General features: G+C 58.2%; 19 protein-coding genes and 4 pseudogenes. 11 read left to right on the forward strand and 12 right to left on the reverse strand.

All coding sequences use genetic code 11. The features are described 5' to 3' along the window. Positions 1–318 precede the first annotated feature (318 nt). The 6 genes and pseudogenes from QCM77_RS35095 to QCM77_RS35120 all read left to right on the forward strand — a co-directional run bounded on the left by QCM77_RS35095 (position 319) and on the right by QCM77_RS35120 (position 4,227). The gene (locus tag QCM77_RS35095; RefSeq protein ID WP_280096023.1) at positions 319–2,127 is read left to right on the forward strand and encodes a DUF3363 domain-containing protein; all 1,809 of its coding nucleotides are present in this window, start codon (positions 319–321) and stop codon (positions 2,125–2,127) included. A 508-nt stretch (positions 2,128–2,635) separates the two neighbouring features. Further along, entirely contained in the window at positions 2,636–2,800 is a 165-nt protein-coding gene (locus QCM77_RS35100; RefSeq protein ID WP_280096024.1) for a hypothetical protein, read from the forward strand. Between the two features lie 17 nt (positions 2,801–2,817). Further along, positions 2,818–3,036: an alpha/beta hydrolase gene (locus QCM77_RS35105; protein WP_280096040.1), complete on the forward strand. Its 219-nt coding sequence runs from the start codon at positions 2,818–2,820 to the stop codon at positions 3,034–3,036. A gap of 210 nt (positions 3,037–3,246) precedes the next feature. Next, complete coding sequence (locus tag QCM77_RS35110) at positions 3,247–3,591, forward strand: acyl-CoA dehydrogenase family protein (protein ID WP_347882414.1); 345 nt, start codon at positions 3,247–3,249, stop codon at positions 3,589–3,591. Beyond that, positions 3,555–3,683, forward strand: a pseudogene (locus QCM77_RS35115) (acyl-CoA dehydrogenase); the annotation flags it as partial. The gene QCM77_RS35110 and the pseudogene QCM77_RS35115, both read left to right, overlap by 37 nt. A gap of 301 nt (positions 3,684–3,984) precedes the next feature. After that, complete coding sequence (locus QCM77_RS35120; RefSeq protein ID WP_280096041.1) at positions 3,985–4,227, forward strand: acyl-CoA dehydrogenase family protein; 243 nt, start codon at positions 3,985–3,987, stop codon at positions 4,225–4,227. 392 nt (positions 4,228–4,619) lie between these two features. On the opposite strand, the gene QCM77_RS35125 is transcribed toward QCM77_RS35120, so the two are convergent. The 3 genes from QCM77_RS35125 to QCM77_RS35135 all read right to left on the reverse strand — a co-directional run bounded on the left by QCM77_RS35125 (position 4,620) and on the right by QCM77_RS35135 (position 8,034). Beyond that, positions 4,620–5,534, reverse strand: coding sequence for an outer membrane protein (locus tag QCM77_RS35125; protein WP_280096025.1), 915 nt, complete (start codon positions 5,532–5,534; stop codon positions 4,620–4,622). A 295-nt stretch (positions 5,535–5,829) separates the two neighbouring features. Continuing rightward, positions 5,830–6,990: a hypothetical protein gene (locus QCM77_RS35130; RefSeq protein WP_280096026.1), complete on the reverse strand. Its 1,161-nt coding sequence runs from the start codon at positions 6,988–6,990 to the stop codon at positions 5,830–5,832. Between the two features lie 909 nt (positions 6,991–7,899). Then, positions 7,900–8,034: a hypothetical protein gene (locus QCM77_RS35135; protein ID WP_280096027.1), complete on the reverse strand. Its 135-nt coding sequence runs from the start codon at positions 8,032–8,034 to the stop codon at positions 7,900–7,902. A gap of 103 nt (positions 8,035–8,137) precedes the next feature. On the opposite strand from QCM77_RS35135, the gene QCM77_RS35140 reads away from it, so the two are divergent. Further along, positions 8,138–8,353: a hypothetical protein gene (locus tag QCM77_RS35140; protein WP_280096028.1), complete on the forward strand. Its 216-nt coding sequence runs from the start codon at positions 8,138–8,140 to the stop codon at positions 8,351–8,353. Positions 8,354–9,003: 650 nt separating this feature from the next. Here the strand turns inward: QCM77_RS35140 and QCM77_RS35145 are convergent. Then, on the reverse strand, positions 9,004–9,144 hold the full coding sequence (locus QCM77_RS35145) for a hypothetical protein (RefSeq protein WP_280096029.1): 141 nt from the start codon (positions 9,142–9,144) through the stop codon (positions 9,004–9,006). A 181-nt stretch (positions 9,145–9,325) separates the two neighbouring features. On the opposite strand from QCM77_RS35145, the gene QCM77_RS35150 reads away from it, so the two are divergent. Continuing rightward, positions 9,326–9,451 (forward strand): hypothetical protein, encoded by a 126-nt coding sequence (locus tag QCM77_RS35150; protein ID WP_280096030.1) that lies wholly within the window; start codon positions 9,326–9,328, stop codon positions 9,449–9,451. Here the strand turns inward: QCM77_RS35150 and QCM77_RS35155 are convergent. The 4 genes and pseudogenes from QCM77_RS35155 to QCM77_RS35170 form a co-directional block, all read right to left on the reverse strand. Further along, positions 9,448–9,718, reverse strand: a pseudogene (locus QCM77_RS35155) (integrase core domain-containing protein); the annotation flags it as partial. The gene QCM77_RS35150 and the pseudogene QCM77_RS35155 sit on opposite strands and share 4 nt — an antisense overlap. A gap of 610 nt (positions 9,719–10,328) precedes the next feature. Beyond that, positions 10,329–10,589: a hypothetical protein gene (locus QCM77_RS35160; protein ID WP_280096031.1), complete on the reverse strand. Its 261-nt coding sequence runs from the start codon at positions 10,587–10,589 to the stop codon at positions 10,329–10,331. 669 nt (positions 10,590–11,258) lie between these two features. Further along, complete coding sequence (locus tag QCM77_RS35165; protein ID WP_280096032.1) at positions 11,259–11,471, reverse strand: hypothetical protein; 213 nt, start codon at positions 11,469–11,471, stop codon at positions 11,259–11,261. 199 nt (positions 11,472–11,670) lie between these two features. Continuing rightward, on the reverse strand, positions 11,671–11,889 hold the full coding sequence (locus QCM77_RS35170) for a DUF6894 family protein (RefSeq protein ID WP_280096033.1): 219 nt from the start codon (positions 11,887–11,889) through the stop codon (positions 11,671–11,673). Between the two features lie 1,225 nt (positions 11,890–13,114). Here QCM77_RS35170 and QCM77_RS35175 point away from each other — a divergent pair. Beyond that, positions 13,115–13,860: pseudogene (locus QCM77_RS35175) on the forward strand (IS110 family transposase). Positions 13,861–14,435: 575 nt separating this feature from the next. Here QCM77_RS35175 and QCM77_RS35180 read toward each other — a convergent pair. The 3 genes from QCM77_RS35180 to QCM77_RS35190 form a co-directional block, all read right to left on the reverse strand. Then, positions 14,436–14,684: a DUF7662 domain-containing protein gene (locus tag QCM77_RS35180; protein WP_462804370.1), complete on the reverse strand. Its 249-nt coding sequence runs from the start codon at positions 14,682–14,684 to the stop codon at positions 14,436–14,438. Positions 14,685–14,695: 11 nt separating this feature from the next. Then, the gene (locus QCM77_RS35185; RefSeq protein ID WP_280096035.1) at positions 14,696–14,845 is read right to left on the reverse strand and encodes a hypothetical protein; all 150 of its coding nucleotides are present in this window, start codon (positions 14,843–14,845) and stop codon (positions 14,696–14,698) included. An 84-nt stretch (positions 14,846–14,929) separates the two neighbouring features. Next, complete coding sequence (locus QCM77_RS35190; RefSeq protein WP_280096036.1) at positions 14,930–15,142, reverse strand: hypothetical protein; 213 nt, start codon at positions 15,140–15,142, stop codon at positions 14,930–14,932. A gap of 649 nt (positions 15,143–15,791) precedes the next feature. Here QCM77_RS35190 and QCM77_RS35195 point away from each other — a divergent pair. Next, positions 15,792–15,997: pseudogene (locus tag QCM77_RS35195) on the forward strand (cold-shock protein). A 32-nt stretch (positions 15,998–16,029) separates the two neighbouring features. On the opposite strand, the gene QCM77_RS35200 reads toward QCM77_RS35195, so the two are convergent. After that, complete coding sequence (locus QCM77_RS35200; protein WP_280096037.1) at positions 16,030–16,335, reverse strand: hypothetical protein; 306 nt, start codon at positions 16,333–16,335, stop codon at positions 16,030–16,032. Between the two features lie 627 nt (positions 16,336–16,962). On the opposite strand from QCM77_RS35200, the gene QCM77_RS35205 reads away from it, so the two are divergent. Then, entirely contained in the window at positions 16,963–17,178 is a 216-nt protein-coding gene (locus QCM77_RS35205) for a hypothetical protein (RefSeq protein WP_280096038.1), read from the forward strand. The last annotated feature ends 123 nt before the right edge of the window (positions 17,179–17,301 follow it).

The raw sequence follows: 17,301 nt of genomic DNA on the forward strand, positions 1-17,301 counted from the left end.
CGTCTCATGGCACGCGACGAAGACGACTTCCGCATCCGTCCCGGTAAGGTCCGTGATCGCAGTGGTGCACGGACGAGTGCGCGCCGGATCAATGGGATTCGCCGACGGCCGGCCAGCTTCCTCGGCGAGGTTCAGCAGGCCATTCGCCGGGCGGGCGGCAACCCCGACCGCGCGGGTAGGGCCGGAAAGGGAAGTGGCCGGTTCAATGCGCGGGGCAGGGGCGCTGCGACGGCGCTGACGCTGAAGGATCGGAGCGCGTGGAGTCGGGACGGGAGCGGCTTGCGCACACGGGCACGACGCGTAGCGGTGAAGGCTCGTGTGGTGAAGCTCAACCCGCAGCGCGGAGCCGCGCGCGGTCGGCAGTTCGTTGGCGCCAAGGCAGTGGACGCGCACTTCCGCTATCTCCAACGTGACGGTGTGACGAAGGATGGAGAGAAGGGCCAGGTCTATTCGGGTGAGCGCGACGTGGAGGATGGTCGCGCCTTCCTGGACCGGGGCCGCGATGACCGCCACCAGTTCCGCTTCATCGTCTCGGCAGAGGACGGTGTAGACCTTGCCGATCCGCGCGAGACGACCCGCGCCTTGATGAAGCAGATGGAGGCCGACCTCGGGACCGAGCTCGACTGGATCGCGGTCGATCACCACAACACCGGCCATCCCCACACCCACATCCTCGTTCGGGGTATCACCGACGACGGCAAGACCCTCAACATCGCCGGCGACTATATCGCCTACGGTATTCGCGAGCGCGCCAGCGAGATCGTTACCCGGGAACTGGGCCGGCAGACCGAGCTTGAGGTAACGAAGCAGCTTGAGCGAGAAGTGGATGCCGATCGTTTCACCCGGCTCGACCGGATGCTGATCGCGGAGCAGCAGGGGAAGGAGTTTTCCGATCTGCGGCCCGACAAGGACATGCGCGACACGTTTCGCCAGAATCGCGCGCTGCTGATCGAGCGGGCCCGCAAGCTGGAGCGCATGGGGCTGGCAACCGAGGTCGAGACCGGGCAATGGATCGTGTCGTCAAAGGCCGAACCAGCGCTGCGCGAGCTTGGCGAGCGCGGTGACATCATCAAGACCATGCACCGGGCACTGGAACGAGAGGGCTTGGTCCAGGATCGGCATCCCGCAAGCTACGTCGTGCACCGCGAGAGCGCGACCGAACGCATCGTCGGCCGGGTGCTCGACAAAGGCTTAGGCGGGGACGAGATGGGCGAGCGGGTCCGGCTGGTGATCGACGGCGTGGACGGGCGCGTGCACCACATCGAGATGGATGCTGCCCGCGCTGAGGAAGTGGGCCGGGGCATGATCATTGCGGCCGGCTCCGCCCCTCCGGGGCCGCGCGCCGCCGACCGCAATATCATCGACGTAGCCGGCGAGGGGGGCGTCTATCGTCCGTCCGAGCATCTGGAGCGGGCGCGCGCCGCCATCGACCGCTTAGACGGCGATCCCGAGGCCTTCGTTCGCTCCCACGTCCGCCGGCTGGAGGCGCTGCGCCGGGCCGGCCATGCAGAGCTGATCGATGCGGATCACTGGCGTGTCCCTGCCGATCTCCCCGAGCGCGGTCAGGCCTACGATCTCGCACGGGACCGCGCGAACATCCGAGTCAGTGTTCTTTCTCCCACCGGCCTTGGCCAGCAGATCGGTAATGACGGAGCGACCTGGCTCGACCGCGAACTGGTCTCCCGCCATCGTGTGGCGCTTGCCGACGATGGTTTTGGTCAGGAGGTGAGGGCGGCCCTGGACAAGCGCAAGCGAGCCTTGGTGGGCGCGGGCCACGTTACCGACCTCGGTAATGGCCGCGTCCGTGCGCCCACGGATCTGATCCAGCGGCTTGAGGTGGCTAACATCGAACGAGCCGGCAAGGCGCTCGCCGCCCAACGCGGATTGCCATGGCAGCCCGTCGCTCCAGGCGCTCACGTCAGCGGTCAGCTCGTCGGTTCCACTCAGCTCTCCAGCGGCCGGTTCGCCATCATCGAAACCCTGAGCGGCGATGGCGGTCTCGGCTTCAGCCTCGTACCGTGGCAGCCCGTGCTCGACAAGCGCATCGGGCAATACATCTCCGGCTTCATGCGCAATGACGGCGGCATCGAATGGAGCTTGGGCAGAAAGCGCGGGCTCGGGTTGTGAGCAGAAGAGCAAGCCTTGCCTGCTTGGGCCAAGCAGGCCGAACCAGCGCCATCCCGTCAAGGCTGGCGCGTTCCGCGCCCCCGCTTCGCGGCTTGCGGCCTTGACCGGATGTCGCCGGCCCGGCAAGGGCTTGCCGAGCAGGTAAGGTTTAACGAGGAGCGGAACGCTCCCCCATCCTGACACGGGATTCGGGGGATGAGCATCGGCCTTCGTGCAAACGCCGCTTGAAACGGCTTGGGATATTGGCAACCAACGAACAGAAATCGTCGGCAGCAAGTATCTTTGCGCTCCGCTACGACGGCTCGACTTTCTGAATTCAGCTCTGAGCTTCCTCGTTGTTCCTCGTCCGATGGACCTGACGAAGGAGCGTCGGAATGACGGTGGAAGAGGAAAGAAACGGGCCTGGTCCGGCCAATGACAACGGATCGCGCTCCGGTCAGTCGCTTGACCCGCGCATTCTGCGGATTGCAGAAGCCATCGGCCGACAGCTCCGGTTTCGGCGGTGCTGATGTCGCCATGGACTGACCTCGCGGCGACCGGCGCGAGTTTTCTCACCCGCGCCGCCGCCGATCCGATCCATCAACGCGCAATGATCCTGGCGCTGGCGAAGAATTATCTGGGCGGGCAGGGCGATCCCTGCGATCCCTGGTATCGCCGCTATATGCCAATCTAGCGGGCTTGCCGCCGTTGTTGATCCAGGTCGGGGACCGCGAAACCGTGCTGGATGATTCCGTCATGTTCGCCGACAAGGCGCGTGCCGTCGGTATCGATGTTAGTCTGGAAGTCTGGGACGGCATGATCCATGTCTTCCAGATGTTCGATCTTCGAGAGGCGCGTCACGCCATTGCATCGATCGCCGGATTTCTGAACCGGCACCGTCACATCAAGGCCGAGAGGGGATCATCATGAACGTCAGGGCCGCCGATCCCCGCGGTCATTCCGACAGCGAATTCCATTTCTCGGAACAACCGCAACTGTCCGAGGAACTGCGGATGCTGCGTGAGCAGGTCCGCCGTTTTGTCGAGAAAGAGGTCGTGCCGCATGGCGAGGCGTGGGAGCGCGAGGGAAAAATCCCGCGCGAGATTTATCGCCGCATGGGTGCCACTCGGCTTTCTCGGCATGCGTCACGCCGCCAAATATGGCGGCACCGATATGGGGCCGCTGACGTCGATGGTGTGGACGGAAGAGCTCGGGCGCTCGACCTTTGGTGGCATTACCTCGTCGGTGCAGGTTCACACCGACATGTCGGCGGTCCACATCACCCTTCGCGGCACGCCGGAGCAAAAGCAGAAATATCTGCCCGCGATCATCCGCGGCGAGACGATCTGCTCGATCGCGGTGACCGAGCCCGATGCGGGCTCCGATGTCGCGGGGTTGAAGACGCGCGCCCGCCGCGACGGTGATGACTGGGTGATCACGGCTCAAAGATGTTCATCCCGAATGCGGTCTATGGTGACATCCTGATCGTCGCCGCGCGCACCGATCCCGCGGCCAAGGGCAGCCGCGGCATCTCGCTGTTCATTGTCGAACGGACGACGCCGGGCATATCGGTGATAAAACTCGACAAGCATGGCTGGCTTTGCTCCGACACCGCGGAGATCGCGTTCCAGGATGTCCGTATTCCCGCCGCAAATGTGCTCGGCGAGGAGAACCGCGGCTTCTACGGCATCATGGAAACGTTTGAGAACGGGCGGATCTGCATCGGCGGCATCTGCGCCGGCGAATCCGCCAAGGCGATCGAACTCACGACCAAATTATGTGAAGACCCGTCAGGCGTTCGGCGGTCCCTTGTGAAACCAGCAGGCGGTACGGCTCAAGCTCGCCTCGCTCGCGACGAAGGCCGCGGCCGCCCGGGCGCTGGCCTATCACGCGGCGGAACTGGTCGAAGCCGGCAAGCCGTGCCCGCGCGAAGTGTCGATGGTGAAGGCGCTGCCGCCGGAAGTGCTGCACGAGGTCGTGCATGGCTGCCTGCAGCTGCACGGCGGGACCGGCTTCATGCGCGGCACCCCGATCGAGCGGACGGTGCGCGACGCCCGCGTGCTGACCATCGGCGGCGGCGCCACCCAGGTCATGCTGGAAGAAGTCGCGAAAAGGATGTGAGCTGCGCTTCCTCTTCCTTCTCCCCTTGTGGGAGAAAGCGGTGCGAAAAAAATATAAAAATCAGATGGTTAGCTACTCGGCATCCCTATAGTGCCCGATCAGCTTTGCAGGCTTCGGGCTCGACAGCCTCAAGCCTCAGTTGTTTGGACACATCTCGCCTGTTGGCTGTTACCGACAACTGGGTAGTCAGACCGGCAGCATCACGTCCACAACGATGCCTTCAACCGGCGAACCCCGACAGTCCGGCACGAGATTCCCCCAAACCGGACGTGTCGGGGACATGCCAAGATCGACGCGATTGACTCGAAGCGGACGGAGCCATTTGAGGCAACTGCCTTTGGCGGCACAGAGGGAGGCGTGCGTGGCTTTAAAGCATGGAATGTTTGGAGAATTCAGTACTTTGCAACGACGGGGCCACCAAACCTGTACGCTATTCCTATCATTCCGATATGCGTATTGATTTTCAAATTCGTGGCTACCGTTGCAACTGAAACACCGGGGGATACTAGTAACAGCGAATTGCTCCACGTTCCGAAGTCCGAGTAACGATACTCAGCACGAAGCATCCAGTTTGCGAAGATCTTCGCGTCGACGCCGACTCCGGCCGTCCAGCCCGTTCGGATGGAACTGTTCGTCGCCGTCGCGGCAGCGGGGATTGCTGTTGGTCCGCAAAGAGGATCAGTGAGGCTGGTTTCGCAGGTGATGGAGTTGGAGAACTTCTGGAACGCAATACCGCCGGTCCCATAGAGCAGAACATTGGGGGTTACCAGATATCCGAGCCGACCCCGCACATCCGCATCCCATTTGGCTCTTACACTCGATACATCGACTCCGGGTCCCGGGACACCCAAAATGCAAGTGACCGTGCAGCCGGGCGCCCCCACAGTCGTGACGGTGCTGTCAAAATAGGCGACATCGACGACAATGCCTGCAACCCACTGAGCCGCGGACTGATAGTCGTATCCGGCAAAGCCCCCATAACGACCGCCCAAGGGGTTAAAGCGCCTGGGCGAACTACCGTCTACCGTCGGGGGAGGAATGACAAAGCCCGGTGCGTCAACGGCAATCGACGTCGTCGTCCAATTGGCGTTGGCCTGCTCGCCGCCGAGCGAGGCTCCAACATAAAAGCCTGTCCAAGTCGAAACGGTTGCTTCGGGCGCTTTATACTGAGGGGCTTTCACAACCATGTCAGCAGCGGATGCGCCCATTGCGTTGGCCGCGAGAACGGATACAGCCAAAGCAAGTTTTTTCATAAAAAGCCCCAACCACGCGCCGAATGGTACAACCCAAAGCTTAAACCAGTTCATCGCGCTCAGATGTAACGTTCAAGCAACAGTCCTGGCATTTCGGTCACCGGGTTCCACCCTTCCAACGCGTCCGCCGACATGCCGAACGCCAATCGCCTGACAATCGGCATCATGGCGCTGGTAACTGAGTAAGACCAACGGGAAGGCAGCGGATGATGGCGATTTGCCGCCCGTTGTCGAACGGCCACAAGACCGGCATTAGCCTTGAGTAGCCATTCTGGAGCAGCTTAGGGGACATTTCCAGGAAGCGAGGCTGCGCCTCGCAAGGAACGGTCCCCGACGGTCAACTTGAGCGTCATTCGATCACATCAACCGGTCGCTTTGCAAAAACGTTCCTCGCCACGCAAAAAGCCTGCCTCGCTCCGTGATACCACCACCCCATTCTTTCGAAAACAAATCTGGATTCGTTTTTCGAAAGGTGAAGGATCTTCTCGTTGACAAAAACCTTGTGCGGACTTCTGGGGGCGCCGTTTCTTTCAACGGGAATGACTTCGGCATCATAAATCAGGCCATGCAATTCTGCGAAGATCATCGCTTCGATGATCAATAGATCCATGCAATACTTTTTGTATTTATCATCACCGCGGAATTTCGTGCTTTGCGGATGATGTTTTCTGCTCGCCAACCATGCATAGGTCGATCCTGAATCAAACAGGAAAGCGGCGGCGGCTTCCACACCGTCTTTATCCTTTACTGCAAGCGCGAAAGCTTTCTGACGACGAGCACTGTTCTCGATGAGTGTCTCTGCAACGCTTAGCGGGGCATAGCTCTGCTCGCCGTGACTAATAAGATTGCTCTCGTAAAACTTACAAAAGTCGGACGCTGAGATGCTCTCTATCTTTGTTCGTCCTGCTGTTGTTTTATATCTGGCTCTTCCGTCTTTTGAAATGGTTTTCAGGACGTTGTCTCTGGCTTGCGCATACGCGTCAGCACGCTCATAATTTTGCTTGCTGGGTCGACGGATGTATTTGGGCATTTCGATACATTCAAACCCAGCTTTGATAAACGCGTCGCGAATGATGCCTGAATCAATATCCAGGATGAAGTGGCAATAACCAATCGATCCAGGAAGCTGCTTGATAATATCGGCAACCGCACCTCGTTTCTCTTCATCACTTATGTGTTTGTCGAGAAAGACAAATGAGCTCAGGCGTCTCCAGTTATCCGAACTTGTGATCCTTGGAAAAAGGCCCATGACGTTTGTTTGGCAATATGGAAAGGCGCATATGAGCTTTCCGGCTCTATTGAATGCTTTGGCGACACGGAGCTCCTTCCTGTACGCGATATCCACGAACCAGGGCTGCGAAAAGATCGATATCTCGTCAAGGTGCGCGTCCGCAATCCAGTCGCACTTGCTCCGACCCTTCGGCGCGAGCATCGTCGTCAAAAGCCTGCCCCTTCGATTTTCGAAGGGCGCGATGTTCAATACCATCCAGCGCTTGATCGTCCAGTCCATTGGCACGCTCGAACTCGTCCGCCATTTCGCGGACCACGCCAGGCAATCCCCTCACGTTCTTAATTTTCAAGATCGTCAGGATGAGCCCCCGCCGAGGCCTCGGTGGCTTACTCAGAGTACCCGGGAGCAACGCAAAAGTGAGTGCGCAGAAGGATTACCCAAATCGAAAAGCCGCGCTGGAGCTCCAGCATATTCGCCGACCCCGCGTTTGTCGTCCGCCCGATGCTGCTGCCGCCGAAGCCGCGCCGTACGACCGATGAAGAGCGCGACATTTTGGATGCGCGCACCGTGAGATGAGGCGAAGGGCGCTGACCGCTGCAGGATAACGCGCTAACGATTGTGATGCGCGGAGCAGAGAAGGAAGATACAGCCGCCGCCTAGGTCGTCGCTCTTTGATTTAGATCAACGTGCCCGACTTTTGTCGGCCGAGTGCTCGGGCATGAAACCAGGCGAAGAACCACACCGGAGTGAGGACAAGTCGCCACCTAAGCCGTCGCGACTAGAGGAGGCTCGCCCGATCATCGAACAGTACGCCGCAGACCTTCGAGGGATCATCGAGAAACACAGGGCATGACTGACTGATACTAATGACCAAAACGATCCTGCGTCGCGGTTGTCGTTGGCGAGGACTTTCGACCGCCTGTTAGCGGCCGTGCGTTCGGTTATATCATGCAATCACGCACCCCGAGTTCGTCTAAAACAACGCCGCTCCGCAACTCGTGCGCAGCAGCCGTCAAATGAAAGCCTACGATCAGACCGGCCGCCTTAAAGTCAGGAGAGCAACGGGGTCCCAGAGCTCGATAGAAAGTCCGGCTTCCAATATCGCAACGGCGCGTTGCTCATCCGCGATGAGATCAGCCCATAAGATGCGTTCCATCAACGCGCCTCAAAATTATCCCCAAGGGTATCTCAAAACCCAAACGCATGCCTGATTTGCCGCAGCATAGCCATGGCCGCGTCGGTGTACCGACCGTGGGTTAGGTATTGATCCACCTGCGCTGTACTGATCAGCGCCACAACTGCCGCCATGAAGCCCTTAAACATTGCGCCTCTCCTCTTTGAAGGAGATCACCAACCCGGCGTGCCCAGGTTCAAACCATTTCAGAATTCCGTGGGCCGCAATTCGCGTCCCCTATGCAATGGCAACATGGTGACAATTGCTGGTGACGAATTCCTTAACTGCGGGACCTCAGGAGCCTCTTTGCCGCCGCGTCAGCTTTCAGTCGAGCCTAAAAGCGCGAACCACATTCTCGCGATCCCTTCGCAGATCCGCTTCAAGTTCTTCGACAATTCCGTGAAGCAGGCACGCGGCAAGCGGATCAGTAACTTCTCAGCGATCGAGGCTACCAAGTTATTTCCTTAAAAATTTCCGATCGTTTTCTGTGGTTTCTAATCAGTTAAAGAAGGATGTCGCCCCAATACCAGACATAACAGTGAGTTGGTGTTGTTCGGGTTGGGGGCCTAGACGCGACCTGGTTCCCCCGCCATCAGGGGCGCCGCGAGATTGGCCGGATGGTCAAAGGAGATATCCACCGGACTTGGCCCGCGCGGGCATCGCGAGGTTTAGTTTGCGTCCCACTCCAAGAATGGAGGGAGGAGAGTTTGATCTCCGGGACCTTCGACTAACCGGCCCGCTGCGCGAAGACACGTCCGCTAGTGCGGCTTACTCGACCTTGCTGCTTATGGAAGCGTTGCAATCGAACCGTAGACTGCCAGGCGAGTGCGGCCCAGCCGCTGGCCGATCTCGCTCGCGGTCATGCCATTGTCGAATAGCGCGAGAAGTTGCGCTTCTTCCTCGGGGGACCACGAACGGATTTCCAGTCTATTGTTTGACATCGGCCATCCACGCCAGCGAAAGCACCGCGAATATTCCATTCTAGGGCAGAGGTAGAAATGACTCTTCTCCGCCTCAAAGATCCTCGAACGAGACTTCGATAAGATTTCCACTCGACCAGACTAGGCGGCAGCTTCGGATGATGCGATCTTTCTCGAGCATTAGTTTGAAAGTGGAGTTCACGTGCCGCTTCGACGGAAGCTCAACTGATGCCCCTCTTCCGACATGTTGACCACGCGGCAGCGTAAGCTGGCGCCGTCGCCCGAAATGTAGGCGACCTCGTCCACATCGATGCGCTCCAGCTTTCGACGTTCTATCATTTCATTACAGCCGCAACGAGATCTTCGCCGGATGTGCACCTTGTCTCTAGCAGCCGAAATTGTCTCGCGATCTGTGTTGCCAGGCCTGATCGTTCCGTAGCGAGAGCTTTTCTTTGCTCAAGCATGTCGTGTCCGTCACGCTCGAGCACTGATGAAGATGTGATTTTCAGACGAGGGCCCCATGAGCGTCAAAGCCATGACGGCGACCATTCTTCAAGAGAAGATGATGTTGCGCGGCGTGCATTCGCTGAGACGATCTGACTATGAAGAGGTCGTGATCTTCCCCCGAAAAAGTGGACGGGTTTAAGCAGCTTTTAGCTCCATTTCGATCGGGGCGATATATCCGATGGCGGAATGGAGCCTGGTTCGGTTGTAGAAACCCTCGATGATGGCGAAGATATCGCGTTGGGCCTCGGCGCGGTTTGTTGTAGTCGCGATGATAGACGAGCTCGGTCTTCAAGGTATGGAAGAGGCTCTCCATCGGGGCATTGTCGTAGCAATCGGCCTTGCGACTCATGGATGCGGTGATGCCGGCGCCCGCGAGCGCGTCGCGATAGGCGCGTGAGGCATATTGGGCGGATTCAAATGGTCGTCGCAACACCAGGAGGCTGAGGTTGCGATGAACGTGGTAAGGCGTCGATCGGCGCGGTCAGGACGAGCCCCATTGCCATCGCCAGGACGGCCGTCTGCAGGACGCAATGAACAGAATAGATTTTGAGGGGCGCCGACCCGCGTGACGCGTCCGTCAGACGATGGTCGCGGCGAGCATTTCCGGGTCCGGATCGAGGGATTCGGCGTCGGCACCTCCGCAGACCCCGAGCATTGTTCTCCCGGCGAGGTTTCGCGGGTTCGAATTTATGTGCGAAATCTGCGTCGAACTTGTCCGGTCGCGAGAGCTTAGCCTTGTGCGAACTCCGCATCGCCGATCTGGCGGACTACAATACCTCGCGGGTTCCAGACCGATTGCTCGATTTTCGTCGTGACCAACTGGGTCAGCTCTTCGAGCCAGAGCCCCTCAAGACGTTCCAGGCGGCCTGATAGGTTTGGTCGAACGTCTTGCGGGATTCCGCCAACGCGGTACTGAGCACCGCCCAGGAATCGTTGCCTGCCTGCTTGAGCTTTTGCAGACGTGCTCCTGCTTCAGACGCGTCGGATTACCCAACCTGGCAATCGCTTTGCGCAATCTACTTGTTCGTCTTACCCGATCGCTTGAGGGCGTTTTTGGTGATGCGTTTCTCGATATCCGCCATCGTTGTGGCGAACGCTTCGCGCAGCTGCTCCGCGTGAGCTGCGCTCTCCGGTTCACTGAGATATGCAATCTTGATCAGCAGCCTGTTCAGCAGATATGTGATCCGTAAATTTTCCGAGTGTCGGGATCGCAGGGCCGTGATCTGCCGGCGCATCTCGGCGAGATCGAGGGTCTCGTGTTTCGATGGCCTCTTCAAAATGTCACTCGCGCGTGTGGCCAGCGAACGAAGCCAACGCGCCGAGTATGATGGCGCGAAGGCTTTCGCCTGGGTGGACCCCGGACGGGGCAATGTCCGGTGCGCAAAGCTAACGCTCCAATGCGCCGCCGCAATCACAGTCTCAAATTAAGATTGATGTCCGCGCTGCGGGTTAATTCTGGAACTGGTCAGGCTTGGTCTGCTCACGATGCTTCTGCGGGGTGAGGTTAATTCTGTTTCGCCGCGATGCTCGCAGGTTCATCCAAAGCAGCACCAAGCCTGCTATGATGAAGAAGACTGTCAGGAGATCCAGCAAAAGCGGGAGCATGAGAACCGATCTCGATTCTAACTGGCGGCCGATGCATGGCGCCTGTGGCCTGTTGAAAATCTGGCATGTGTTGCAGCCCAGCGATATCCAGGCAGCACCTTCTGCGTTCATCGTAGCTGTCATCCGGTCAGTAAATTGACCAGCGACACCGGCGAGGCTCCGGGAGTTGCACAGTCACGTATGAGCGCCGTGAGAATCGCTTTATGATCAGCTCAGCCAAACCTCACGGGGGAAGCGGCGAATGGTTAGGCCCGGCGCGCCTCGCCGGACGTAGGGGCGTGCTGGGCCGCGATTGCTCATAAATCGAAGTCGCTGGTTCATGCTGACCCGCCTTTGCTTCACTAGGCATCAAGGTACGGAACGGCGAACTTTTCGCAGATCGAGGCAAAGGTCTTCTTTGCTTCAGCATTCTCAAAGCAAAACCGCGTGCCCCTGTCAGCTCGCTCGATCCACCAGTCAATCTTGCTTCCCCGCGCAATACGGGATGCTTCTGCACGGAGTTGATCCAGTTGCCTGCCGTAGGCTCGTACAATCAAACAATCGGTTTTGACCATGGAAGTACCTCTGAAAGAAAATCAAACAAAATGGATGTTTCTTAAGGTTCTTGGTCGCGTGACTCAGGCGCTGCTCAATGGCTAGTCACGAAAGCGGGCAGGGGACACAAGCGGCGGTCCTGACCGCTCGTCGGTTCATGCTGGCGGGGCTTGTCATTCGGGGAAAGGCCGCGATGCATTATGTCGCGAGACTGAAAACTCAAGGATAAGGAAAAGTCCGCCCGCCAATGCCAGGGCTGTCAGTAACCTGGCCGCGCCATTCATTATCCTGCCACATCGGACCTTCTGGTTCCTCTTTGAAAGTTTGACGGCTCAATTCGATTGCCGCTGCTTGCGCAGCGTCGATATCCGGTAGCTCCAGCACGACGTCACCGAAGACAGAAATGCCGCCGTGGACATGGAAGAAGAAGCGGATCATCCAGGCGGCTCCCCTCCAAGAGCCGCGGCGAGCGCGCGCGTCTCAGTCCGCCAATGTGGGAACCAGATAAATAGACCGGGTGAAAGCTGGAGGGCAACTCTTTTGAGGGAGATGAATGTCTCTTAGGAGGTAGCTGGTTGGGTCAGAGCGAAAGCTGCCGAACTTCCCCTGGCCGCAGCGCATCTGGTTTCGCGCGCAAGCGGTGCTTCAAGAGCTTGGCGACGCGGGCATCGGGGACGACTCGCGCAACCGCATCCGTCGCCTTCTCTGGTGGCACCGCTGCCACCCAGTACGACCGTCTCCCATCGGACGAAACGACCGCGACGATGGGTAAGTGGACCATCATCAAAGAAATCCATACTGAAAAGTCAACTGTAGGGTTTAGGATTTGGTGATTCAAGCCTTGCGAGCAACTATGGTTAGTGCCGGCGACGGCGCGAGAATGACTCGGTCGCGCCAATCCAGTGCTTTGAGACAAGCCCCTCACCCGCAGGTGAAACAAACCCGCCCGGAATAGTCCAAACCGGTCTAGCCGTCCTCGAAAGCCGCTGCGATGCCGCCCGGATGCTTCCTACAGTCGCTCTGAATTTTCTTGCGCGCGGGCAGACAAGCAGCGCAGATCGTCTCAATCCTTCGCGAGCACGCGGATGTGTCGCCGGCGAGTTGAGGGCCCACTCTGTCTTGAGAAACTTGGGTTTGAACACTGGAGCAGCATCGATGCCAGCAGATCGATAGTCACCCTTTGGATCTGGCGAGCTGGACAGGTTCGATAATCCTAATGGCCCGAGGATATCCACTCCTCCACACCAAGAGCCACAAGAACCTGTAAGAACGCCATTTTTTTGGAGGTCTATGGGAGGGGGCGCAAATAACTACCGTGCCGAGCTACGAAAATGTTGAGCCACGCGCGCTCTGTCCTCCCTAATTTGAACCTTGGCTGTCATTCGGCCCTTTAATTGCAGTTTGTTGTCAAGCTTACATTTCTGAACTCGCCCACGGCACGGTGGTAGTGCTCGCGCCGTCGGAGCTGGTTCGGATTGCGGAGACGGCGCGGGCGCGGCTGATACTGCCCTGCCGGCCAGGGCATTGGATCGCCCGGGCTTGTTGATGTCTTCGCTGGGGTCATGGTCCTTTCCGAGGTCGCGCAGCGCCTCATGATGATGTCCGGGTCGGACGCCTCAACGTCTGCAGCGGAGTACAGTCAAGCCGCCACCAGCCGAACGGCCTGGATGTCTCGCAAAGAGAGACTTCGGTTTGCGTGGTCAACGAGACTGGTCAGGCGATTTTTGAAGGAAAGGCCAAGTCTGATCTCGGCGATCTGTCCAAGCTGCTTCGTAAACATGCGCCACTGGCGGAGCGGATCGGCTTTGAGACGGGCGCGATGGCAAGCTGGCTTTGGCACGAGCTTCGTAGGGTTGAACTTCCCGTCGTTTGCCTCGATGCAAGGCATGCACACGCAGCACTGTCGGTCCGCATGAAGAAGAGCGATCGGAATGATGCTCGGGGCCTTGCCGAACTGGTGCGGGTTGGGTGGTATCGTGAAGTCAAAATCAAGAGCGAGGAGAGCCAGAAGGTTCGAGCGATCCTTGTCGCGCGATTCCGCCTTGTGTCCATGCGCCGGGATATCGAGAACCAGGTCCGCAGTCTGATCAAGGAATGTGGGTTGCTATTCCCTCGCGCCATTGGCCAACAGTTCCGTAACCAGGTCGGCGAGCTATTGGGCGAAGGTCATCAACTTCTTAACGTGATCGAGCCGCTCCTGTCGATTCATGAACATATCTGCCAGCAGCAGAGCAAATTCGACGACGAGGTCCGCCGATTGGCGAAGTCTGACGAGACGACGCGTCGCCTGATGACGGTTCCTGGTGTATGAAAAAGGCAAAGGTCGCCATTGCGCGCGAGATCGCTGTGATCCTCCACTGCATTTGGGTCGATGGTACGTCGTTCGACTGGGGCCACACGCCGGCCTGACCTTATTTTGCAAGTTGCTGGTCCGGTCCGCCCGGCCCGGCGATGTCCCGCTGGGACGGTGGTCGTGGTGACCTCGGTCAATCGGCTGGTGGCGGGCTCGCCCGCACACCGTTGCAAACGATGAGGCACCCGATCCGGACATCATCATGAGGCGCTTGCGACCTTGGAAAGGACCATGACCCCAGCGACGGGCAGCTGATCGCATTGAGATTTAGGTAACGGCTAATCGGCCCACGACTACCGAGCTGGCTATCGATCTACCAGCCGCGCTCGCCCCGCCTCCGCAACCCGACCTTGCCGAATGGCTTCAAAAAGAGAATTGACATCAATCCGCAATTAAAGGGCCGATTGACACACAGGACTCAGAAGTGCCGAGGAACGCATTCCTTGCAGCTACGGTCATAAGCTACGTGTGGCGATAATGATGGTTGGTCTTTTTGTGATGGTGATATGCTGATTTTATCATGGGGTTTTTGCGAAGCGGTGGGCGCCAGCCAATCAAGCGAAATGTGACCTTGCTGGCTGATGTTCGATCGCAGGACAGCACTTCGTTTGTAAGCGGGGCGAACGCAATGTTAAGCTCGATGAAATTCGACCGCTCGCTGCTTCATGGATACCTTAGCTTTGAAGCCTGCCAGAAGCCACGCCATGGCTTGTGGGTGACCAGCCCTGCGTGAGCTCTCGTTTCCCCACCAAGCACTAAACTTGTAGGCAGAGGTAGGTAATGGTCTTCCCAGCACCGCTTCGATTTCTGAAAATGTGAACCGGACTGTTTGCCCTCGCACGCTCTCCAGCTTCCTTCGCAGCGGATCGTAAACTGACATAACTCGGCTCGTCACGTCGGTCTGTCGACGCGGCTGGTCGAGATGAAGTCGCGCGCGGCCAGCAGTTCGAGATCGGTAATCCGTTCGAAAATAAGAGCCGCGATGCCTCGCAAAGCAAGCTCGTCTCTGAGAACCTTCGCCAAGATGAACTTGATGGCCATCCGGATCTATAAATCCTAAAAACCTGATACGATCGCAACCAGAGGGCGAACACAGGTGGTTCAGCGGTTTCCCGCGAGCGCCGGCTAGCCGTCTCGGGCCGGAATGCCGAAGCTGTCGCAGGTACTCGCGAAGGTCTCTTTTGCTTTCGCGTCTTCAAAGCAAAACCTCGTGCCGACGTCTGCACGATCGATCCACCAGCCCACCTTGCTCCCTTTCGCAATGCGGGAGGCTTCGGCGCGCAGCAGGTCCAACTGTTTCCCGGCTGCGTGAACGATCAAGGAATTTTCCTTTGTCATGAATGCTGTCCTCAAAATGAAATAGGCGCTCAATTTGATTCCGACGAAAATGAAAATTATGTTGCAACGCAAGGGGAATAGGTAGAAAACTCGGCGCTTCGTGCCCGGACTGGGCTTCACTCATCACTCTGAATAGCCCGCCGGTTCACGCTGACGGGCCTATGTCTCGCACGCCTGCGACGGCTTCAGGCGACCCAGCCCAGGTGACTATTCGAGCCAGGTGATCGGTCGCGGTGCACTTTCGTTTGAGAAGGAGCTGACCAATATCTCCAGCTTCGATTGCTTTTCGTTCAAACGCCTTTCGACAAACTGGCGTTCGAACTCTGTCAGACTGGTTTGAAGTCCTGTGACGGAAACACCAATCCATTCATCGTTTCCTTCACGGGGGAGGCGACCCTGAGGCAACATTCCAAGACATCGCTGAAGCGGAGTATCTTCGCCCCACGCGCTCTCGTCCACGGTAATGAGCTTTTCTGTTCCGATCTGTGAACTACTTCACAAGCCCAGCGGTCGTCGCCTGCAATCGTTCGCTCATTGCTTAGACCAGCTGATTGCCTGGAAAACACCCCCGGCGTTCGCCCGTTGGGCGGCTTGTCAGCCCCAAGGCGGTCGACCTAGGCTGTTGTCATTGTTTAACCGGGAGGCGGACGTGGCAACAGGCATCGTGAAGTGGTTTAACCCGACCAAGGGATTTGGTTTCATCCAGCCCGATGACGGGGCCAGGTTATTTTCGTGCACATTAGCGCAGTGGAGCGCGCTGGCTTATCGGGCTTGGCTGAAGGGCAGAAGGTCTCTTATGAAGTCCAATTTGATCGGAAGCGCGGGAAGAGCAGCGCGGAAAATCTGCGCGTCTGACGACGGCGACGTTAGCGCGGCCGCGGTTTTGATCACTGCACTTTTTGCCCGTGGTCTCTCAAGAGCGTGTGGAGAAAGTCGCTGGCATGGTCGTCACGCGCGTTGCCATCGGTGATTTGACGGGCGCGCGGTTCCATTGTGCGACCAACGGTTTCGAGGCCGAGCAGGTCAACTTTGTCCGACCATTGCTGCAATAGGCTTTCAGGAATGTCTTCCGCAGATCCGAACAACTTCAAAAAGCAATGTTCGCCCTCGCGTTTTTGGTCGTGATGAGCCTTCGCCGCATAGAAAGCGGACAACCCACGAAAGGAATCACGGGAAACGGCAGGTTTTGCCATTGCAATGTCCCCCGAAAGAATTGAACAATGAACGAATTCTGAGCGCTTTGCGCAGGAAAAGCTAGAAAAAAATCGATTCCCGCGCGGTCGATGTTAAACAATGAGGCCGCCCGGAGACGGCGTCAGTATATGTAGGGCCCCGATTTAAGTGCTCAAAACCGCCTGTCTCAGCGGTGTCTTCAGACCACCGTGAAAATAGATGCGGGATGAATGTGCCAGCCCGATCCTAGAAGCATCCCTATGATTTTCGCGGGGTCTCAGGAAACTGTGGCGATACTTAACCTATGTTAGATGGAGTTTGCTTGGCTGGAACACTCATCTGGCAAACGTGGGGTGATTCACATAGTGACATCAAAAGCGCGAAGAGTGCGCTGACGTGTGGGAGCGCTGCGGACTTCGACGCTGGCGCACTCGGCGTCTTCCCTCAACGAGACCGCCAGAGTTTGGAGCTGCGGCGCCCAAACGGGGCCGGCCCACCCGGGGATGGGCAGGCGCGGCCGACCGCCTCACTAGTGAGTTCACCTCTGCACACAACATCCTCTTAACCCACGCACAGCCTAACGCTATACGCACTTTGGAAACCCGCTTAGTTTTCTTCAGATCATCATCAAACGAGAGACCCGAGGGATGAGCGAGTTTGAGGACGGGGTTCAGGCGAATATGGACGTGGTGTTGGACCAGGTCTGTGCCGAACTACCGAATGGCGGGGATCACGCAAGCCGCCGGTATGTCGCCGAGCAACTGATTGAAGCTGCGCGGGCCGGAAAGAGCAGTCTGGGTGAGCTGACCTCGGCCGGACGTCGCGCTCTTGCTTATCTGAAGAATGCGCCGAAGTTGGCCTAGGGTCTGTTGAGATTCACTTGGAATGGATGACAGCGGTGGCGAGGTAGATCATCGCTGCGAAGCTGCCGTCTGTCTTGTCACATCGCATCGCTATGCGTTTGAATTCCTTCAGCTTGCCGAAGA

This window comes from Bradyrhizobium nivariense, from assembly GCF_029846695.2.
In the GTDB taxonomy this organism is placed as follows: Bacteria; Pseudomonadota; Alphaproteobacteria; order Rhizobiales; family Xanthobacteraceae; genus Bradyrhizobium.